The sequence below is a fragment of the Brevibacterium samyangense genome (assembly GCF_039529845.1).
GTDB lineage: Bacteria > Actinomycetota > Actinomycetes > Actinomycetales > Brevibacteriaceae > Brevibacterium > Brevibacterium samyangense.
The window spans coordinates 1-17,103 of record NZ_BAAANO010000029.1 but is presented as its reverse complement, the minus strand read 5'-3'; the positions used below and the strand labels follow the sequence as shown (position 1 = coordinate 17,103).

At 68.8% G+C, this 17,103-nt stretch carries 19 protein-coding genes and 1 pseudogene; 8 read left to right on the top strand and 12 right to left on the bottom strand.

Annotation, left to right across the window (positions count from 1 at the left end; all coding sequences use genetic code 11):
* Positions 1–21 precede the first annotated feature (21 nt).
* Positions 22–201 (top strand): annotated as a pseudogene (locus ABD172_RS13270) (magnesium transporter); the annotation flags it as partial.
* Positions 202–323: 122 nt separating this feature from the next.
* Here the strand turns inward: ABD172_RS13270 and ABD172_RS13265 are convergent.
* Positions 324–656, bottom strand: a complete 333-nt coding sequence (locus ABD172_RS13265) for a hypothetical protein (protein ID WP_344310366.1) — start codon at positions 654–656, stop codon at positions 324–326.
* A 53-nt stretch (positions 657–709) separates the two neighbouring features.
* Between ABD172_RS13265 and ABD172_RS13260 the strand changes: the two genes are divergently transcribed.
* Positions 710–1,669: a thioesterase family protein gene (locus ABD172_RS13260; RefSeq protein WP_344310365.1), complete on the top strand. Its 960-nt coding sequence runs from the start codon at positions 710–712 to the stop codon at positions 1,667–1,669.
* A gap of 11 nt (positions 1,670–1,680) precedes the next feature.
* On the opposite strand, the gene ABD172_RS13255 is transcribed toward ABD172_RS13260, so the two are convergent.
* Genes ABD172_RS13255 through ABD172_RS13235 form a run of 5 tightly spaced genes read right to left on the bottom strand, consistent with a single transcriptional unit; the run spans position 1,681 to position 7,312 of the window.
* Positions 1,681–2,631, bottom strand: coding sequence for an aldo/keto reductase (locus ABD172_RS13255; protein WP_344310364.1), 951 nt, complete (start codon positions 2,629–2,631; stop codon positions 1,681–1,683).
* Positions 2,546–4,498, bottom strand: coding sequence for an apolipoprotein N-acyltransferase (gene lnt, locus ABD172_RS13250; RefSeq protein WP_344310362.1), 1,953 nt, complete (start codon positions 4,496–4,498; stop codon positions 2,546–2,548). Before lnt ends, ABD172_RS13255 begins: the two co-directional genes overlap by 86 nt.
* 22 nt (positions 4,499–4,520) lie before the next feature.
* A complete protein-coding gene (locus ABD172_RS13245) occupies positions 4,521–5,732 on the bottom strand; it encodes a PQQ-binding-like beta-propeller repeat protein (RefSeq protein ID WP_344310361.1) in 1,212 nt (403 codons plus the stop codon).
* Positions 5,729–6,613 (bottom strand): cytochrome c biogenesis CcdA family protein, encoded by an 885-nt coding sequence (locus ABD172_RS13240; protein ID WP_344310359.1) that lies wholly within the window; start codon positions 6,611–6,613, stop codon positions 5,729–5,731. The genes ABD172_RS13245 and ABD172_RS13240 overlap by 4 nt, the downstream gene beginning before the upstream one ends.
* A 6-nt stretch (positions 6,614–6,619) precedes the next feature.
* Positions 6,620–7,312, bottom strand: a complete 693-nt coding sequence (locus ABD172_RS13235) for a DsbA family protein (RefSeq protein ID WP_344310357.1) — start codon at positions 7,310–7,312, stop codon at positions 6,620–6,622.
* A gap of 170 nt (positions 7,313–7,482) precedes the next feature.
* On the opposite strand from ABD172_RS13235, the gene ABD172_RS13230 reads away from it, so the two are divergent.
* Genes ABD172_RS13230 through ABD172_RS13215 form a run of 4 tightly spaced genes read left to right on the top strand, consistent with a single transcriptional unit; the run spans position 7,483 to position 9,815 of the window.
* Positions 7,483–8,091, top strand: coding sequence for a hypothetical protein (locus ABD172_RS13230; RefSeq protein ID WP_344310355.1), 609 nt, complete (start codon positions 7,483–7,485; stop codon positions 8,089–8,091).
* On the top strand, positions 8,088–8,477 hold the full coding sequence (locus tag ABD172_RS13225; protein WP_344310354.1) for a BlaI/MecI/CopY family transcriptional regulator: 390 nt from the start codon (positions 8,088–8,090) through the stop codon (positions 8,475–8,477). The genes ABD172_RS13230 and ABD172_RS13225 overlap by 4 nt, the downstream gene beginning before the upstream one ends.
* Positions 8,474–9,451 (top strand): M56 family metallopeptidase, encoded by a 978-nt coding sequence (locus tag ABD172_RS13220; protein ID WP_344310352.1) that lies wholly within the window; start codon positions 8,474–8,476, stop codon positions 9,449–9,451. Before ABD172_RS13225 ends, ABD172_RS13220 begins: the two co-directional genes overlap by 4 nt.
* A 37-nt stretch (positions 9,452–9,488) precedes the next feature.
* The gene (locus ABD172_RS13215; protein ID WP_344310349.1) at positions 9,489–9,815 is read left to right on the top strand and encodes a DsrE family protein; all 327 of its coding nucleotides are present in this window, start codon (positions 9,489–9,491) and stop codon (positions 9,813–9,815) included.
* A gap of 80 nt (positions 9,816–9,895) precedes the next feature.
* On the opposite strand, the gene ABD172_RS13210 is transcribed toward ABD172_RS13215, so the two are convergent.
* From ABD172_RS13210 to ABD172_RS13185, 6 genes are all read right to left on the bottom strand, one after another.
* Entirely contained in the window at positions 9,896–10,171 is a 276-nt protein-coding gene (locus tag ABD172_RS13210) for a metal-sensitive transcriptional regulator (protein WP_344310347.1), read from the bottom strand.
* A 699-nt stretch (positions 10,172–10,870) separates the two neighbouring features.
* On the bottom strand, positions 10,871–11,236 hold the full coding sequence (locus ABD172_RS13205; protein ID WP_344310345.1) for a thioredoxin family protein: 366 nt from the start codon (positions 11,234–11,236) through the stop codon (positions 10,871–10,873).
* 43 nt (positions 11,237–11,279) lie between these two features.
* The gene (locus ABD172_RS13200) at positions 11,280–12,176 is read right to left on the bottom strand and encodes a sulfite exporter TauE/SafE family protein (RefSeq protein ID WP_344310344.1); all 897 of its coding nucleotides are present in this window, start codon (positions 12,174–12,176) and stop codon (positions 11,280–11,282) included.
* A 91-nt stretch (positions 12,177–12,267) separates the two neighbouring features.
* Positions 12,268–12,867, bottom strand: coding sequence for a rhodanese-like domain-containing protein (locus ABD172_RS13195; protein ID WP_344310342.1), 600 nt, complete (start codon positions 12,865–12,867; stop codon positions 12,268–12,270).
* A gap of 143 nt (positions 12,868–13,010) precedes the next feature.
* Positions 13,011–14,420 carry an MBL fold metallo-hydrolase gene (locus ABD172_RS13190; RefSeq protein ID WP_344310341.1) on the bottom strand — a complete coding sequence of 470 codons (1,410 nt, stop codon included), beginning with the start codon at positions 14,418–14,420 and terminating at the stop codon, positions 13,011–13,013.
* 348 nt (positions 14,421–14,768) lie between these two features.
* Complete coding sequence (locus ABD172_RS13185; protein WP_344310425.1) at positions 14,769–14,930, bottom strand: hypothetical protein; 162 nt, start codon at positions 14,928–14,930, stop codon at positions 14,769–14,771.
* Positions 14,931–15,476: 546 nt separating this feature from the next.
* On the opposite strand from ABD172_RS13185, the gene ABD172_RS13180 reads away from it, so the two are divergent.
* Complete coding sequence (locus ABD172_RS13180) at positions 15,477–15,977, top strand: hypothetical protein (RefSeq protein WP_344310339.1); 501 nt, start codon at positions 15,477–15,479, stop codon at positions 15,975–15,977.
* A gap of 164 nt (positions 15,978–16,141) precedes the next feature.
* Complete coding sequence (locus tag ABD172_RS13175; protein WP_344310418.1) at positions 16,142–17,014, top strand: helix-turn-helix domain-containing protein; 873 nt, start codon at positions 16,142–16,144, stop codon at positions 17,012–17,014.
* Positions 17,015–17,103: the final 89 nt, after the last annotated feature.

Sequence of the window (17,103 nt, the reverse complement as noted above, 5' to 3'; positions counted from 1 at the left end):
CTCCCACCGGGAAGGACCGCCCTCACACTGCTGTCGGTGTGCGTGATGGCCGCGAGCGTCGGCGGCCTCATGCCGATCATCGCGAAACGCGTCGGTGCGGACCCCGCGGTGTTTTCCAACCCGTTCATCTCGACGTTCTGCGACGTGACGGGGCTCATCCTCTACTTCACGATCGCGACGACGGTGCTCGGGCTCGGATGAGGGCTCCGTTGAGGTGAGGCCCGGCAGCGGGTGCGGACGGGCGAGGGGCCCGGCGTGGCGCCTCGGGAGATGACGGGTGATCGGCAGGCGGAGCCCGCCGGGGATCCGTCGAAGGAGGGGCGTCAGTCCGCCGAGGCTCGGTCGACGAGCGCATAGGAGGCGCCCGAGGCGGCCGCGGTGACCGCGAGGACGGACGGCCAGGCGCCGATCTTCTTCGCGAGCGGATGGGAGAGCCCGAAGCCGAGGACGTAGGTGGCGCCGAGCGCGGCGGTCGCCCATGGGCCGCTCTTCTTCAGCCAGGTGCGGCCCGCGTAGACGCCGGCGGCGGCGAGGACGACCCCGCCGAGCGGGCGGATGCCGGTCTCGCGGGCGGTGAGGTACCCGCCGAGGAGGCCGAGGGCGACGACGGGTGCGGTGGAGACGTCGGAGGCGTTCTTGAGGGAGAGGTTCGTCATGGAGCCCAGGGTAGTCTCCGAGAAGGAGTTGCCCGCCGCACGAAAGGTCGACGATGACCCCTGTGACCCCCGACGCCTACTTCTGCGCCACCGATTCCGATGGGGTCGGTGCCGTCGGTCCCGAGGTCGGTGCTGTCGGTGCCGCCACCGATTCCCGGGAGTTCCGACCGACCCGCCACGTCGGCGGGGCCTGGACCCTCGACGAACAGCACATCGGGCCGATCCTCGGTCTGCTCACGCACCTCGTCGACGAGGACCGGGAGACCCGCCACGGCCGAGGCGCCGCAGTGGTTCCGACGCGGCTGTCCGTCGACATCCTCGGGGTGCTCACGATGGAGCCGTTCACGACGCGGGTGCGGGTCGTGCGGCCGGGTCGCACCGTCGAACTCGCCGAGGCGGTGGCGACGCAGAACGGCCGTGACGCGGTCGTCCTGCGGGTCTGGCACATGGCGAGCCGGGACACACGTGCATGGGAAGGGACCCCGGTCGCTCCGCTCGGTGTGCCCGAGGAGTTCCCGGAGTTCGATCCCCGGATGGTGTGGCCCGGCGGGTTCATCGAGTCGGTGGAGACGCGGCGGGTCCAGGAGGCACCGGGCCGGGGAGCCTACTGGGTCCGCACCCCGTACGCGCTGCTCGACGGGGTGCGGGTGAGCACTCTCGCGCGCATGATGGGACTCGTCGACATCGCCAACGGGATGGTGGTCCGCCGGTCGCCCGAGGAGGTCATGTTCCCCAACGTCGACCTCACGGTGCACCTGTTCCGGCAGCCGGGGGAGGCCGGTGGGGACGGTGGTGGGGGCGCTCGGGACGCCGGCTTCGACGGCGATGGTGACGGCGTCGGTGCGGCCGACGGTGACGGCGACGGTGTGGCCGAGGGCCCGAGTCCGTGGTTCGGTTTCGACACCTCGGTGAGTTTCGGTCCCGGGGGAGTGGGCCTCACGAGCTCCGTCCTCCACGACGCGCACGGGCCGCTCGGCACGATGGGGCAGAGTCTCACCGTCCGCCCGCGCTGACGTTCGGCGGCTCAGGGCACGCGGTGGCCGGCCTTCTGCAGGAGGCCGTACCACTCGGGCCGGGTGAGGGGGAGGTCGGAGCCGGCGACCGCCTCGGCGATGCGCGAGGGAGTCGTCGTCCCGAGGACGACCTGCATGTGGGCCGGGTGCCGGGTGATCCAGGCGGTGGCGATGCCGGTCGGGGTGACGTCGTACTTCGCCGCGAGGCGTTCGAGTTCGGTATTGAGTTCGGGAAGCTCGGGGTTTCCGAGGAGGACGCCGCCGCCGAATCCGCGCTGGAACGGTGACCACGCCTGGATCGTCATGCGGTGGATGCGGGAGTAGTCGAGGAGCCCGTTGTCGCGGGAGACAGCGCCGGGTTCGTCGTTCATGTTCGCGACGAGCCCCTGGGCGACGAGGTTCGCATGGGTGAGGGAGAGCTGCAGCTGGTTCGCCACGAGGTTCTGGCGGACGGCGGTCCTGAGGAGCTCGATCTGGCCGGGCGTGTGGTTGGAGACGCCGAAGTGGCGGACCTTGCCCGCGGCCTCGAGGTCGTCGAAGGCACGGGCGACCTCCTCGGGCTCGACGAGGGCGTCGGGGCGGTGCAGGAGCAGCACGTCGATGTAGTCGGTGCCGAGGGCACGGAGCGAGCGGTCGACGGATTCGACGATGTGCTCGTAGGACTGGTCGTAGTGCCACGTGTCCCCGTCGACGATACTCGTCTTCGTCTGGAGGACGATCTCCTCGCGTTCCGCGCTGCTCAGCCGGAGCGCACCGGCGAAGCGTTCCTCGCACAGGTGGGGTCCTCCGCCGGGGTGGTTGAACCCGTAGAGGTCGGCGTGGTCGAAGTACGTGACGCCGTTCTCGCGGGCGGCGGCGTAGAGGGCACGGATGTGCTCATCCGACTTCCCGGGGATCCGCATCATGCCGGCGACGATGTTCGGGACCTGGATGTCGGTGGAACCGAGGGGAACGGTGCGCATGGAAGGACCTCCGATGGTCGGGTGCGGGGTGCGGCCGATTCACGCTATCCCCGCCCGCCGCCGACGAACAAGGTCCCGGGAGTACCCCTGTGGATTGCGTCGAGTTCCCGACGCGGTGCCGACTTACCGACACGTACAGCGCTCCACGTCGACAACTCGGACGAGTGTCGGGAAATCGCAGGCGGGCGCGGGGACTCGCGGGAGGAAACCGAACGCCCCGCCTTCCCGGCATTCGAACCGGGAAGGCGGGGCGCGACGTGGGTGGGCCTCCGTAGAGAGTTCGAGAACCCCTGCCCGGCCTTGAAAACCGCGGCTTCTCGCAGGTCGCGGGGGGGTCTATCGGCGGGAGCGGAGGCCGTTGGAGCCGTCTGTGCTGGACTCGCGGGGGCGGATGGTGCGTGCAGTTGGGATGACTCAAACCTTTCTGAGCCCGGCGCAGGTCGACGAGCTGGTCGCCCTGTACGAGGCGGGTGCGACGCTTGTGGAACTCGGTGAGCGGTTCAACATTCATCGCCGCACAGCGGCGGCGCACCTTTTCGCGGATGACGTCGTCGAATGCCACGTCGAAGCAGATCGCCAGCCCCACGGCCACCCCATCGACGTCGATGGCGGGCGTGTCGACGCCGGCGGTGTACTCGCGTTGCAGGAGGCCCACCAGGCTGGGCACAAGAGCGCCGTAGAACCATCGGTCGGGCACATACTCCCCGAAGGGGACCGGATGACGCTTGGCGTGCGTCGCCACGGGCCCTGTCGAGGTCCAGAGGAAGGACGTGTTGTAGACAAGGTCACCCTCTGCTGAGGCGGCGTTGAGCAGGATCGGCGCACCGTATCGATCCGCGGCGTCGTTGAGCACCTGCGCTGTCGGCTCGTCGTCGAGCGGGTCGGCGTCTACGCCTCCTTCGGGCCAGAGCACGATATCGACCTGCTCCTCCTCCACGGGCGCGGAGGCGGCGAGCTGAGAGTCCAGGACCGCGCCCGCTTCGTGCTCATCGACATAGGCTGCAGGCCCATCGCCTTGCACGGCGCCCACCCGGATGCTGCCGGCATGACTAGTCCGGAACTGCGGCACCAGGAGCATCACCGCCGCGAGCCCGAGCGCAGGGATCGGTGCCGACCACCGCGCTGGCAACCTTATCGACTCCTCGGCACCGTCGGCGCTGGGGTTGTAGTCCCTGGGCTGGCGGGTGTGCGCTGCCCAACGGAGCGCTTCGATGGTGGCGACGCACAGGGCGACCATGAGGAATCCCAGTCCGGAGACGCCGACCCATGACGCCACCGGCGCGATCGGGCTCTCTGATTGACTCATGCCCACGCGTCCCCAGGGGAATCCACCGTAGGGCCAGGAGCCCATGATCAGCTCCCGGACCGTCCAGATTCCCGATACCAGGGCCGGCAGTGCGAGCAGCCGCACCGCGGGGGCCTCGTACCGACGCGGCAGCCACCGGTAGGCCCACGCGATCGGCACCGTCAGCACGGCCGAGTAGATAGTCAGCGCGCTGGCCAGCGCCACCCAAGGAACCCAGCTCAGCGGGTGTGCGCCCAGGAACTGCGTCGCCCAGGACGCATGTGGAAACCAGAACGCTGCGCCAAAGATTGCCCCGACCAGGACCGCGCCCCACGTGCTGCGACCGATGAGAGCGGCTAGGAACAGCGCTACTGAGACGAACACCAGCGGCCACCACCCGAGCGCGGGGAACGCGGCGTCCATCGCGAGCCCGGCCGCTGTGGCGGCCGGCACCGCCGCCCACAGTGGCAGCAACGCCTGCCCTGGTGGAGGCGTCGCGCCGCGCGAGGGTTCGGCCTGTGCAGGATCACCAGTGGGGTCGCCCGTGTGATCGGCTGTGCGGGCGAGGGCCTGGGATGTCATCGGCTGCCGCGGGGTACGGGCGTCATGGTCCCGACTCGTCGGAGACGGGTTGCTCGGACACGGTGGCCAGGAGCGGACGGTTGCCGTCGAGCAGAAGAGCGGCTCCATTGATGGTGATGTGCGAGGGCACCAGGATCGGGCCATTCCCGTCGGGTTCGTAGGCTTGGGCGACATCACCGGTGATGACGTTGTGAACCCGGATCGACCCGTCCACTCTGAGGTAGAGCAAGACACCGCCGAGCGCCTCGATGCTGGTCTGATCCTCGACCGACAGCGACCACAACGGCTGGTCGTCGGGGTCGTAGGCGTGCAGCCCGGCCTCGTCGAGGATCACCAGCGTCTCAGTGCTGGAGTCCACCGCCGCATCCTGCGCGGTCTCGCTAACCACGACGCCCGCTCCGAGATCGATGAGCGCACCGGTGGTATCAGAGGTCGAGAGGAGGGCGAGCCCGTCGGCCGGCGTCGCGTGCAGGGCGGCGCTGACTGACGATGCGGTCCAGCCGTGCTCGGCCAGTCCGATGTGCCACAGCTCTTGTGCCGTAGTGGTGTCGCGGGCGATGAGAGTGTCCTGTTGGGTGAGTAGGACGGTGCCGTGGTACTCGCCGATGATGCGGATTCCTTCAGCGTCTGCTTCGGAGGCCGCTACAGCGCCGGTGCCCGGGTCGAGCGCGACCCGTGGTCCGGTCTCACCCATGTATCCCTCCGGGGGTGCGGCGAAGACCAGGCCGGGACCCTGGTAGGGGCCGGGCACCTCGACCGGCCCCCACACCTGCTCTCCGGTGTTCAGGTCGTACGCAGTCGCGGTGGTCGCGGACAGGGCATCAGCAGTGGTCTGCACATCGCTCAAGATCGCCAGGGCTCGTCCCTGCTGGTCGGTGGTGACGGCGAACCCGGTGCAGCTCGCGGGGCGTTGCGCTGCCCATAGCACGTCACCGTGCACGTCCACGGCCGTGAACTCCAGCACACCGTCGCGCTCGCCCGCGGAGAGGTAGACGCCGTCCGCGTGCTGCGGCGCAATCTCCCAGCCCGGATCCACGATCTCCAGCTCTTCGTACGGGTACGGCAGCTGCATGCCGGTGATGTCGACCACCGGGAGGGGGTCGTCGACCCCGGACGGCTCGCGGACGGGCTCCGGTTCGGACGCCGCGCACCCGGCGACGAGCAGGGTGGCGATCGCCAGGATCGCCAGACCGGGCAGGGACAGGCGCGAGCGCGCACGGAGGCGGGGGCTCATCCCCGCTCCACGTGCTGCTCGGGGTGTGGCTCGGCTGCCTGGGTGTCGTGGGCGTCGACGCGGGTACGGCGGCGCCTGGCCCACACCAGCAGCACGATCCCGGTAATCCCGAGGACGGCGAGGATGTCCAGGATCGGATTGGCCAAGATTGCGGTGTTCTCCTGGAGCCAGGCCTGGGCGTCCAGCGGGAGGAGTGCGGGGGCTCCGACCAGGCCGTTGGTGGTCCAGAACAGCACGCCCACACCGATGATCAGCAGGCCGGTGATCACCGAGGTGGTGTGCAGCTGCCGGCCCAGGACGGTGAAGGCGCGGCCGCGTAGCATCCGACGCCCGCGGGCACCGAGGCGCTGCCAGAGCGCGGCGATCAGCAGCAGCGGCAGCACCATCCCGGCGCCGTAGACCGCAAGCAGGACAGCGGCGGCGAGGGTGTCGCCGCGGGCGGCGGCCAGGGTGAGGACGGCGCCCAGGATCGGGCCGGCGCAGAATCCGGCTATCCCGCTGGCCGCCCCGAGCAGCAGCGTCTTGACGATCCCAGTCTTGGACGCGGCCCGGGAGTGCAGGTCAGCACCGGCGGGCAGCAGCCGGGCGGGGTCGAACCCGAACCCGAGAGCCTGAGCCGTGCCGAGGACGACCAGCACGATCGAGGCGATCAGCACGATTGCCTGCCGGTGCGTGGCGAAAAGCGTCCCCAGCGCTCCAGCGCCGACCCCGACAGGGACCAGCACGATCAGCAGCCCGAGATAGAACACCGCCCCGTGCAGCAGCAGCCGGGGCCCGGCACCGATCGTGGAGGCGAAGAACGCCGGCATCAACAGCGCTGCGCACGGGCTCAACAGCGCCAACGTGCCACCGGCGAACGCGGCTAGCAGCCCGATATCCATCCCGGCTCACTCCGCCGTATCGAGCGCGGTCTGGAAGGCGTCCTCGAACACCTCGGTCGGCTGCGCCCCCATGATCGGTTGCCCACCCAGGACGAACGCCGGAGTGGAGCTCGCCCCGAGGTCGAGACCGAACTGCTGGTTGGTCGCGATCACCTCGACTGTCTCCTCAGAGGTCAGGTCAGTGGCGAACTGCTCGGTGTCCAGACCCAGCTCACCAGCGAGGTCGATCAGCGCGTCCTCGCTCAGCTCGTCCGCGGAGCGGTGCTCCCCGCCGGGGAACAGCTCGTCGTGGTACTCCCAGAACGCCCCCTGCAACGCGGCGGCATACGACGCCTGTGCCGCCAGCTCGGAGGCGGGTCCGAACACGTTCACGTCACGCCACTCGATGCGCAGGTCCCCGGCCTCGACGTGCTCCATCATCGACGGCAGCGTCAGCTCGCTCCATTGGGCGCAGAACGGGCACTGGTAGTCGGAGAACACCACTAGCACCACCGGTGCGTCGACCGGGCCGGCCGCCAGCAGGTCCTCCTCGTCGCGGGCCTCGATCTCGGTCAGGTCCGGCTGCTCGGGGTTCTGCACCTCGGTCGGCGCCCCCTCACCGGACGGCGAGGCACCGTCCTCGGGTGAGGTGCCGCTCCAGTTCACCCATACGATCACCGCGATCAACACCGCGGCCACCGTCAGCACCGCGGCCGGCACGACCCAAGACGACCTCGAGCGATTCGACGACCTAGAGCGATTCGAGGATTTCGGGCGGTTCGTAGTCTCGGCGGGCATGAGTGGTCTCCTGTACGTGTGGCGGTCACTGGCCTCTACTATCTCAGATAGTCGACTATGCGTGGTAGTCGAGTCGTGGCAGAATGGGATGCATGACCACTCCTCCCACTCGATCGCGCCAGGGCATCGGCGAGAGCTTCCAGTTGGCCGGGCAGGCGCTCAGACTGTGGACGGGCAGGCAGGTGCTGGCTGCGGTCATCGCCGCCGTGGTCGTCGCGGTGGTGATCGGGGTGGCCACAGTGCTGATCCCCAACCCAATCTTCGGTCGGGAGATCCCACCCGTGTGGTGGAACTACCCGGTGTGGCTGGTCACCTCGGCGCTCTCGGGCATGCTGGTCGCCACCTATGTCCGCCCGCTGCGCGCTACCGCCGGCGCGCCGGCGATGACATCAGGCGATGACGGGGCCACCGCCGCAGACGCAGCTGTGAGCGCAGATTCCGGCGATGAGGTGCAGGCTCGGCGCAGCAACCGGTTGGGGTTGGCCGGCGGCATCCTGGCCTGGTTCGCGGTGGGGTGCCCGGTGTGCAACAAGCTCGCCCTGCTCGCGTTGGGGTACTCCGGGGCGATCACCTGGTTCACCCCGGTCCAGCCGTTCCTCGCGCTCGGTGCCCTGATCCTGACCGGAGTTGCCCTGGTGTGGCGGCTGCGCGGCCAGGTCGCCTGCCCGGTACGGCCCGAGCCGGTCACGGCAGCCTCATGAGCGCCGCCGACGGCCGCTCGGGTGAGCTGCTGCGCCTGGGGGCGCTGGAGGCGCGGGTGATGGACGTGCTGTGGGACCATGGCCCGGCCACCGTCCGCGAAGTGATCGACCACCTGCCCTCCGACCCCGCCTATACCACCATCGCGACGGTGCTGGCCAACCTGGACCGCAAGCACCTGGTGACCATCACTCGGCAGAACCGGTCCACCCGGTACGGCGCCAAGATCAGCCGAGGTGAGTGGGACGCCGGTCTGATGGAGCAGATCCTCGACGCCAGCCGCGACCGCGCCGCCTCGATCCTGCAGTTCGTGGACTCGATGCCCGAGAACGACCTAGACCTGCTGCGCGACTACCTGCAACGCCGCGACCGGGACGGTCGCTCATGACCGTGACCATGCTCACCGTCGCGTTGATCGCCGGGCTGGTGGCCTTGGCGGTCTTCGGCCCGTGGCTGCTGCGTCACGCGGCACCGATGCTGGTGCGCGTCCCCCGGGTCGCGATCCTCATCGTGACCGGCGGCATCGCGGTCTGGCTGGGCACGCTGCTGGCGATCGGGCCGGTACTGGCCTGGGCCGGGTCCGGCCCCGCACTGCTGCCGGAGCGTGCGGCGGAGTTCTGTCAGCGGTGTCTGACCGCTGCTAACCCGTTCTCGGCCGACGCGTCGGTGACCATGATCCCCGCCATCCTCCTGCTGGCCCTGCCTACCGTGCTGGCCCTGGCTCTCGGGATCGGGATGACCCGTCAGCTGATCCGCCGCAGCTTCCATTCCCGGCGTGCAGCACGGGCACTGCTCTCCGGCGCGTGCCCGGCGCGTCTGCACGGACACCACTTGTCGCTGGTCGACACCGAGCATCCGTTCGCACTGAACTTCCCCGCCCGCCACGGCGGGATCGTCCTGTCCACCGGCGCCGCGCATGCGCTGGAGGACGACGAGCTTGCTGCCGTCCTCGCCCACGAGCACGCGCACCTGCGTCAGCGCCACCACCTGATCTCCGCAGTCATCGAGGCCATCGCCGCATACCTGCGATGGGTGCCCCTGGTGCGCGCCGCCGCGGACGCCATGCCGCATTACCTGGAGATCGCCGCCGACAACCAGGCCCGCCGCGAAGCCGGGACACCCGCGCTGGTGAGCGCACTGGTCAAACTCGGCGAACGCACCCAACCCGCCCTACCGCACCACCCCTGCCCGGTCGCACTCCACGCCGCGGGCCCCGAACGCATCAGCCAGCTCGTCCGCCCCAGCGCCGGCCTGGCCGGCGCCCTCCCCGCGGTAGCGATCGGCACCTACCTGCTTGCCTTGGCCGCCCTCAGCGCGGCCGTCCACCTGCCCTACGCCTCGGCAGCCCTGACCGGCTGCTGAACAACGCCAGAAGCACAGCGCCAGAGGAAGCACGAACATGGACCAGAGCCGCCGCGAAGTCATCCTGCACGTCTCCGACGACCCCGACGACCTCCAGCGCGCGCTCGACGCCGCGGCCGGACTCCAGGCCACCGACCTCGGCGTGCGCGTGCGGGTAATCGTCAACGGCCCCGCCTTGGCGGGCCTGACCGGGACCGACGCCATCGAGATGCCCGAACACACCCAGGTCGCCGCCTGCAACATCGGGCTCGAACGGCGCGGCATCGACCCCGACGAACTGCGACCCGAAGTCCAGACCGTCCCCTCCGCCGTGACCACGATCGTCCAAGCCCAGCTCGACGGCGCCGCCTACATCCGGATCTGACTCGACGAGACCAACGAGCGGGCCACGGGAGATCGCCCGGGTCTCGCTGCGCGTGGACCGTCACCTGGTCTGCGCGGCGCTCAGGCGAGGGTCAGGAACAGCTTCTCGAGTTCCTCGGCGGTGATGTCGTCCTTGCGGTTGGTTCCTGCGGGATCGGCGATGCAGTCCTTCATCGCGGTCGAGATGATCGCGAACCCGGCACGATCAAGAGCCGAGGACACCGCGGCCAGCTGGGTGACGACGCCCCGGCAGGAGCCGCCACGCTCAGCCGCAGTGATGACCGCGTCGAGTTGCCCGCGGGCGCGCCGCAGACGGTTGAGGATGCGGCGCTGGGCGTCGAGATCACTGGTGGCCATGAGAACTCCTATTGATCGGAACGGTCACACGATGGGTGGCGGCAGGCATGGAGCAAGCCAGGAGTTCCAGGTTCCCTGCCCGATACCCAATATACCCTTGGGGGTATCGCCTGCTGCCCATGCGATCGTGAACTCGCGGATTCGAACCAAGCGAAGCTGCCATGTATGCGGCCACGTCGCGGCCCGGTAGCGGCGCGGTTACCCGCGGACGGCGGGCTCGGCCGCCTCCGTCCTCTCCTGACGTCGGGTGTGGAAGGCGTGGAGATGAGAGGCCGTCTGCGATGGTCCCGGACACGCGACGCAGTATCCATCCGTCGCGGCCGTCGTCATCGCGGCATCATACGCAGCCGCTGTCTCCATCGTCCTGGATGCCCTCGACGCATGTACCGTGAGGGCGGGAAGCTCGGTGGTGTCGTAGGGAGCGCAGACACGATGCCAGTCGCCGCTTGGATGTCGAGGTGGCGTGCCAGGACCCGGCCTTCGCCGTGGGCGGCGGTGACGAACACGAAAGCGGGCGGCTGGGTATTCCCGCTCGCCCATGTGGATCACCTCGCCCCGGCTGGGCCTTCAGCGGTGTGCGCGTGGAGATCTCAGTCGGCTCTCAGCACGCGTCTCGCCGACACTCTCCCACCCCACTTGCACAGAAGGCATGGAGCAGATGCCGACTCCCGGGGGCCTGCCTGGTGTGCCGGGCTCCCGCTAGCGCGACTCTGAGCTGCGCAGCTGCTCGCGCACGTGGTCCATGTCGAGTTCGCGGATCTTACCAATCAGGTCGTGAAGCCGCGCGGCGGGAAGCGCTCCGGGCTGGGAGTAGATGAGCACGCCGTCGCGGAATCCCATCAGGGTGGGGATCGAGGTGATCTCGGCGGCGGCGGCCAGGGAGCGTTGGGCTTCGGTGTCGACCTTGGCGAACAGAATGTCGGTGTGCTCGGCCGAGGCGGCCTCGAAGATGGGGGCGAAGCTGCGGCACGGGCCGCACCAGGCCGCCCAGAAGTCGATCAGGACGATGGGGTGATTGCTGATGGCGGCCGAGAATGCGTCTTCGGTGAGATCGATGGTGCTCATGGGTACAGGCTCCGGTCTGTGTTCTGTGTTCGGCGTTGGGAGGTCAGCTCGGGCTGGGTCTCCCGCGCCGGAAGGGGCAGTTGATCGTGGTGGACCAGCAGATCAGGACCGCGGTCGTGACCAGCACGGCTAGGGCGGCGACCACGGCGGTCCCGACGGGTGGCAGCTCGATCCCGAGCACCAGGGCACCGGCGAGCAGCACGAAGACACCGAAGCCCTTCTGCAAAGACTCGGCCGGGATGCGCCCGGACAGCTTCGCACCCACGAGGGCTCCGATGACTGCGATCGTGGTGACCGCGGAGACGACAGGCCAGTCCAGGGTGACCGTGGTGAGGTAGCCGGCGAGCCCGGCGAACGACTTCATCGCGATCACCAGCAGCGAGGTCCCGACGGCCACCGGCATACTGAGCCCGCCCAGCAGCACCAGGGCCGGGACGATCAAGAAGCCACCGCCGGCCCCGACGACACCGGTGATCAGTCCCACCACGATGCCATCGACCACGGTCCGCACCAGCGGCAGACGGTGACCCCCGTCAGGTGCGGCGTCTTCGGTGGCGGACGGGGTGTCGCCGCGTCCGGGTCGTTTGAGGACCATCGCGGTCGCGGTGGCGATCATCATGAGCGCGAACGCGATCATCAGCACCGTGCCCGGGAGCTGGCCGCCGAGGAGTCCTCCGACGAAGGCGCCGACCATGCCCGCGGCACCGAAGATCAGCCCGGTGCGCCAGCGGACCCGGCGTCCGCGGGCGTGGACGACGAGGCTGGCGACGGAGGTGACGCCGACAACCAGCAGCGAGGCAGCGATCGCCTCCTTGGGCGGCATGCCGGCGACGTAGGTGAGCAGCGGGACGGTGAGGATCGACCCGCCGCCTCCGAGCGTTCCCAGGGCAAGCCCTACCAGCGCGGCGAGCACGAGCGTGAGGATCAGTGCCCCGCTCACCGTCGCTCACCCCGCCCGGTGCTCGGGGCCGCACCCGCGGCCCCGAGCGAAGTGACCTGTCGGCAGGTCGATGCGTGAACGCGCACCCGGTTCACAGCTGCTGGGGCGCGACCGGGATGGAGCTGATCACGCTATGGGCGGTGGGACTGGCCTTGACCTTGTTCCACGGCATCTTGGACAGGACTTGGCCCATTAGGCACGAGTCCGTCAGTGCGGCGACGACGAGTCCGGCGCTGATTGCGTACGCGACGAACCGTGCACCTGGCCACAGAAGCTCGGCGAGCAGCAGACTGGCCAGCACGATCAGCCCTGCGGTGAACCGCACTTGCCGTTCGATGCTCCATCGGGCCGTGCCGTGTACGACCTGTCCTCCCGCTGCTTCGAATGCGGGCACGCCGCCGGTGAGCACAGTCGCGGTCTGCACGCCTATCCCGGCGAGTCGCTGCTGGGCCTGGATAGCGCGGTTGCCGGTCTGGCACACCAGCACCGCGCGGTGCCCGAGGCGGTCGGCCAGGTCGGCGGTGTGTTCGGTCAGCAACGGCAGCGGCACGTTGTAGGAGCCGTGGATGTGCATGGTCTCGAACTCGGCAGGCGAGCGGACATCGATGATGGTCAGGTCGTCGTGCAGCTCGTACCACCGGGCGAGCTCTTCAGCAGAGATCGTCTTCAGGGCAGCGGAGTGATCGTCCATGAGCAGGGGTTTCCTTTCGGATCGGAGACGGTGCCAGATGCCCGCGAACAGGCAGCCCGGCACACCGGCGGCGCCGGTCAGGACGGCTGGTGCGCGCGCGTTCCCACAAGGGGACGGCGCGCGGAGATCGGGTGGGGTGTCGGTCAGGACTGGGCGGGCTCGGCCTGGGTCTGGTTCCAGGTGTTCCAGGCGTTGTAGCTGCCGTCCAGCTCCACGACCTCGTGACCGGCGCGCCGCAGGGCGCTGGCGGCGACGGTGTTGCGCATCCCCGACTGGCAGTAGGTCACGATCGTCCCCGAGCCGGGAAGCTCGTCCTGATGCCACAACACCCGGGCGGCGCTGAGCTGTGTCGCGCCGGGAATGTGGCCTGAGGCATACTCGCCGCGCTGGCGCACGTCCAGCAGTAGCGCGGCATCGAAGCCGTCCAGGTCGGCAGGGTCCAGGAGCGGCGGCGCGAAGTGGGGCAGTCCCTCGATCGTGGTGACGTATCCGGCGGTCTGGTCGATTCCCACCCGCAGCAGCCGGTCCGCGAGCCACTGCGCCGCGTCGTGGTCGTCGGCCAGGACCACGAGCGGGCGGGAGTCGGTCTCGGGGTCGTAGGCCCAGGCGGCGTAGGTGGCGGTCTTGGGGCCGTCGGGGATGTTCAGCGCGCCCGCGACCGTGCCCTCATGGGCGCGAGCGGGTGGGCGGGTGTCGACGAAGGTGATCTCGTCACGCTCCAGCCGTGCGGCCACGTCCTCGATCGTCAGCTCCGCAACGGGGGTGCGGTCTCCGAGGACGGTGGGACCCTCGCGGTTCTGCTTCTTCATCCGGGCGAAGTAGGCGTGTGCGTCCGGCTGACCGTCCAGTAGCTCGTCGGTGAACCCCTGCTCGTCATCGGCCGCGAGGTGCCGGCTCCACCAAGCGTTGGTCCGCTCGTACCCGACAGTGGTCGACGGCAGCGCACCGAGCGCCTTGCCGCAGGCGCTGCCGGCGCCGTGGCCGGGATAGACCTGGACGTGATCGGGCAGCGTCAAGAACACGCGCTGCAGACTGCTGAACAACTGCCGGGCGCCCTCGAAACGGGTATCCACGCCCCCGGCGGCCTCATCCAGCAGATCGGGGCGGCCCAGGTCGCCGGCGAACACGAAGTCGCCGGAGATCAGGTAGCCGGGCTCGTCGGCGAAGGCGCCGTCGGTGACCAGGAACACCAGGTGCTCGGGGGTGTGACCGGGGGTGTGTCGCGCCTGGATCGTGATGTTGCCGATCGTGATCGTGTCGGTGTCATGCAGCCGGTGCGCGTCGAAACCGTACTGCCAGTCCGCGCCGCCCTCACCAGAGACGTAGACCTCCGCGCCGGTGGCCGCGGCCAGCTCGCGCGTCCCGGATAGGTAGTCGGCGTGGATGTGGGTCTCGGTGACCGCGACGATCCGCATGCCGTGCCTGGCAGCAAGCGCCAGATAGTCCGCGATGTCGCGGCGGGCGTCGATCACCACCGCCTCGCCCTTGGCCTGGCAGCCGATGAAGTACCCGGCCTGGGCCAGATCCTCGTCGTAGATCCGTTCGAGAAGCATGCGCGTCCTTCCATTCGCTCGGCAGATACCCCAGGGGGTATTTCTAGGTTGCCATACCCCCACCCGTATTTCAAGGACGGCTGGCGGCCGCCCTCGACAGCCGCATCAGCTGCGCTGTCGGGACGGCGAGCTGTGCGGTCGGCAGTGATCGGTGCCGTCCGAGAACCAGGTGGCGGCAGTCCTCTTGGCAGCCGACATTGAGCGTCCTGCCCGGGGCCGCGAACTGGTGCACCGCGTCGACGAGCGTGGCGTGAGGATGGCTCGGACGGTTGTGTCCGGCGGCTCGGCGTCGTGTTCCCCCGCAGTCGCCCAGGGCTGGTGCTGTCGCGTTGTGTCGGGTGGGGTGCGTTAGTGGCCCAAGAGGCGGGAGAAGAACCCTCCCGTGGAGGACCCTCTCTGCTCCTTCTGGTGGCCGGGGCACCATTGCCCGGCGGGCACGGTGGCCTTGACGTCGGCGATGTGCTGGCCGCATCCGGCCCAGGTCGTCTTGCCGCAGGTCTTGCAGGTCACAGGTCGGCACATTAGGGCTCCTCCTCGAAGGTTTCAGACAAAATTGGGGGTTGGGTTCTCGGACTCGCTTGGTGGGTGATGTCAGCTGTGATGCCTATGCCATCGGGGACGGAACGCGTCCAACGCGGGATCGCGGTGACATCAAACTCGGCGGGTGGGTTCTGACTTCGCCCTTCGTGTCGCCCTTGCCAAACGCCGCGTCCAGGCGCGGTCGCTGGCGCCGCCTCGACGGCGGGCACGATCACCCGGGTGCGGGACTGCGCTTCCTGGTCCTTTGCGATCTCTATGTGCCACCACATCGACACTATACCCCAGGGGGTATTTTCCCGGGGTTCGCGAACCGTCTGGCAGTGACGAGAGTCGCTCCAGGGCCTGGGCTCGCTGGCCGGAGTCGCCCGACTACGACGCTGGCGCGTTAGAGCTCGACTATGTTACATAGTAACTATGGCTGATAGTCGAGCAAAAGGGTCGATCGCGGGCAGGGACGGAGAGGGCATGTCGGATTCGCGTAGGCGGAGGGGTGGTCGGTCACGACGCAGACGCGGCATGGTCGGCGCGGTGCTCGGAGTTGGTCTTCTTGCGGCCGGTGGGGTGACGTTGGTGGCTCTTCTCGCGGCACCACAGACGGCGGAGTACGCCTACGGGACGGTCAAGACCGCGCTGTCAGGGAGCGTTGATGTGGCGCGGGAGGACCTGTTCGGCGATCTCCCCACGGTGAACCTGGGCGCGACCGGTGGCGTGCGCGAGCTGGACGGGTGCGATGGCACCTTCACCGAGATGAGTTCGTACGAGCGCGACGGGGTTCCGCCAGTGTGGGCGGCGCACAACAACTGCCACGGCGACGTGCTGCTTGCGTGGGAGGTGGGTCAACGCGTGCAGATCGAGGGCAGCGATCAGGTGTACGAGGTCACGGATATCCGGCACACGCCAAAGACGTGGGCGACAACCGATGACCTCCTCGGGCTCGGTGGATCGCTTGCGCTACAGACATGCTTCTACGGCGAGGACCGGATGAAGTTCGTGGGGCTCGAACCCGTGGAGCCGTGAGGGGGTGGATGGATCGCGTTAGCGATCACAGGAACCTTGCCATGACGGAAAGACTTGGCGGGTTCTGTGGTGGAACCTGTGTGAACGCTGAGTCTGAGCACATCTCACCGCAACTCGCCGAGGTGTTCTGCGGTCGCCGGCCGTTTGCACCGATTCTCGCTCGCATGCGGGTTGTCGAACGGCCGGTGGGCCCGTTCGCCTACGACTGCGTGAAAGTGATTGTTGTCAGGTCGGGTTCGGCGATTCTGTTCAGCGAGTTCGGGCAGAAGCCGGTCCGTATCGGTGACGCGGTGATTCTTGGGGCGAACGTGCTGTGTGGCTCTGAGCCCGAGGGGCATGTCACCGTCACCACGATCTATCTGGATACGGACTATGTGATCGATCAGGTGTTCTGGCAGCACGCTGGGTTGTTGCGGGATCGGCTGGAAGCGCAGGGGTTCGCCGAGACGATCTACTCCGAGCCGGCGCAGATACTCCGCCTGGGGGAGGAGCGCGCGGCTATGTTGATGCCGTGGCTGGATGAGGTGGTTGAGCGGAGCATCGAGGGTGGCTTCGCCCGGAATTTCTACCGGATGCAAGCGGTGTGGTTCAGCATCGCGCACGTGATCGCCCCGTTCGTGAAGGTCTCGCCGGTGCGGATATCGGCGTCGCAGCGTGTGCGTGTTCGTGTTCGGCCTACGATCCCGCGGCATCGCCGGTTCGCGCCGTTGCGTGCCGAGGCCCGCCAGGCGGCCGAGCTGCTGCGTCAGGCGCCCGCGGAGCAGTGGACCCTCGATGCTCTGGCCGCTCGGGTGCATCTGTCGTCCTCGCAGCTCAGCCGGGTGTTCACCGATGCCTACGGCAAGACGCCCTTGGCGTATCTGACGATGCTGCGCGCCGAGCACCTTGCCAGGTCTCTGAGGGAGACCGATCTGCCGATCGAGACCGCGATGCGACAGGTCGGCTGGCGCAGCCGCGGACACGCCGCCAAGCAGTTCCGCAAGTACATCGGGCTCACACCCACCCGGTACCGGCAGCTGACCCAGCGCGCGAGCTGAACGCGCTCCCGATCTGTGAATCGTCCCGTGTTTCATAGAGAGTGATCCAACCTTCCAGAAAGGCAGCACCACCACTCTCATGGCACCCC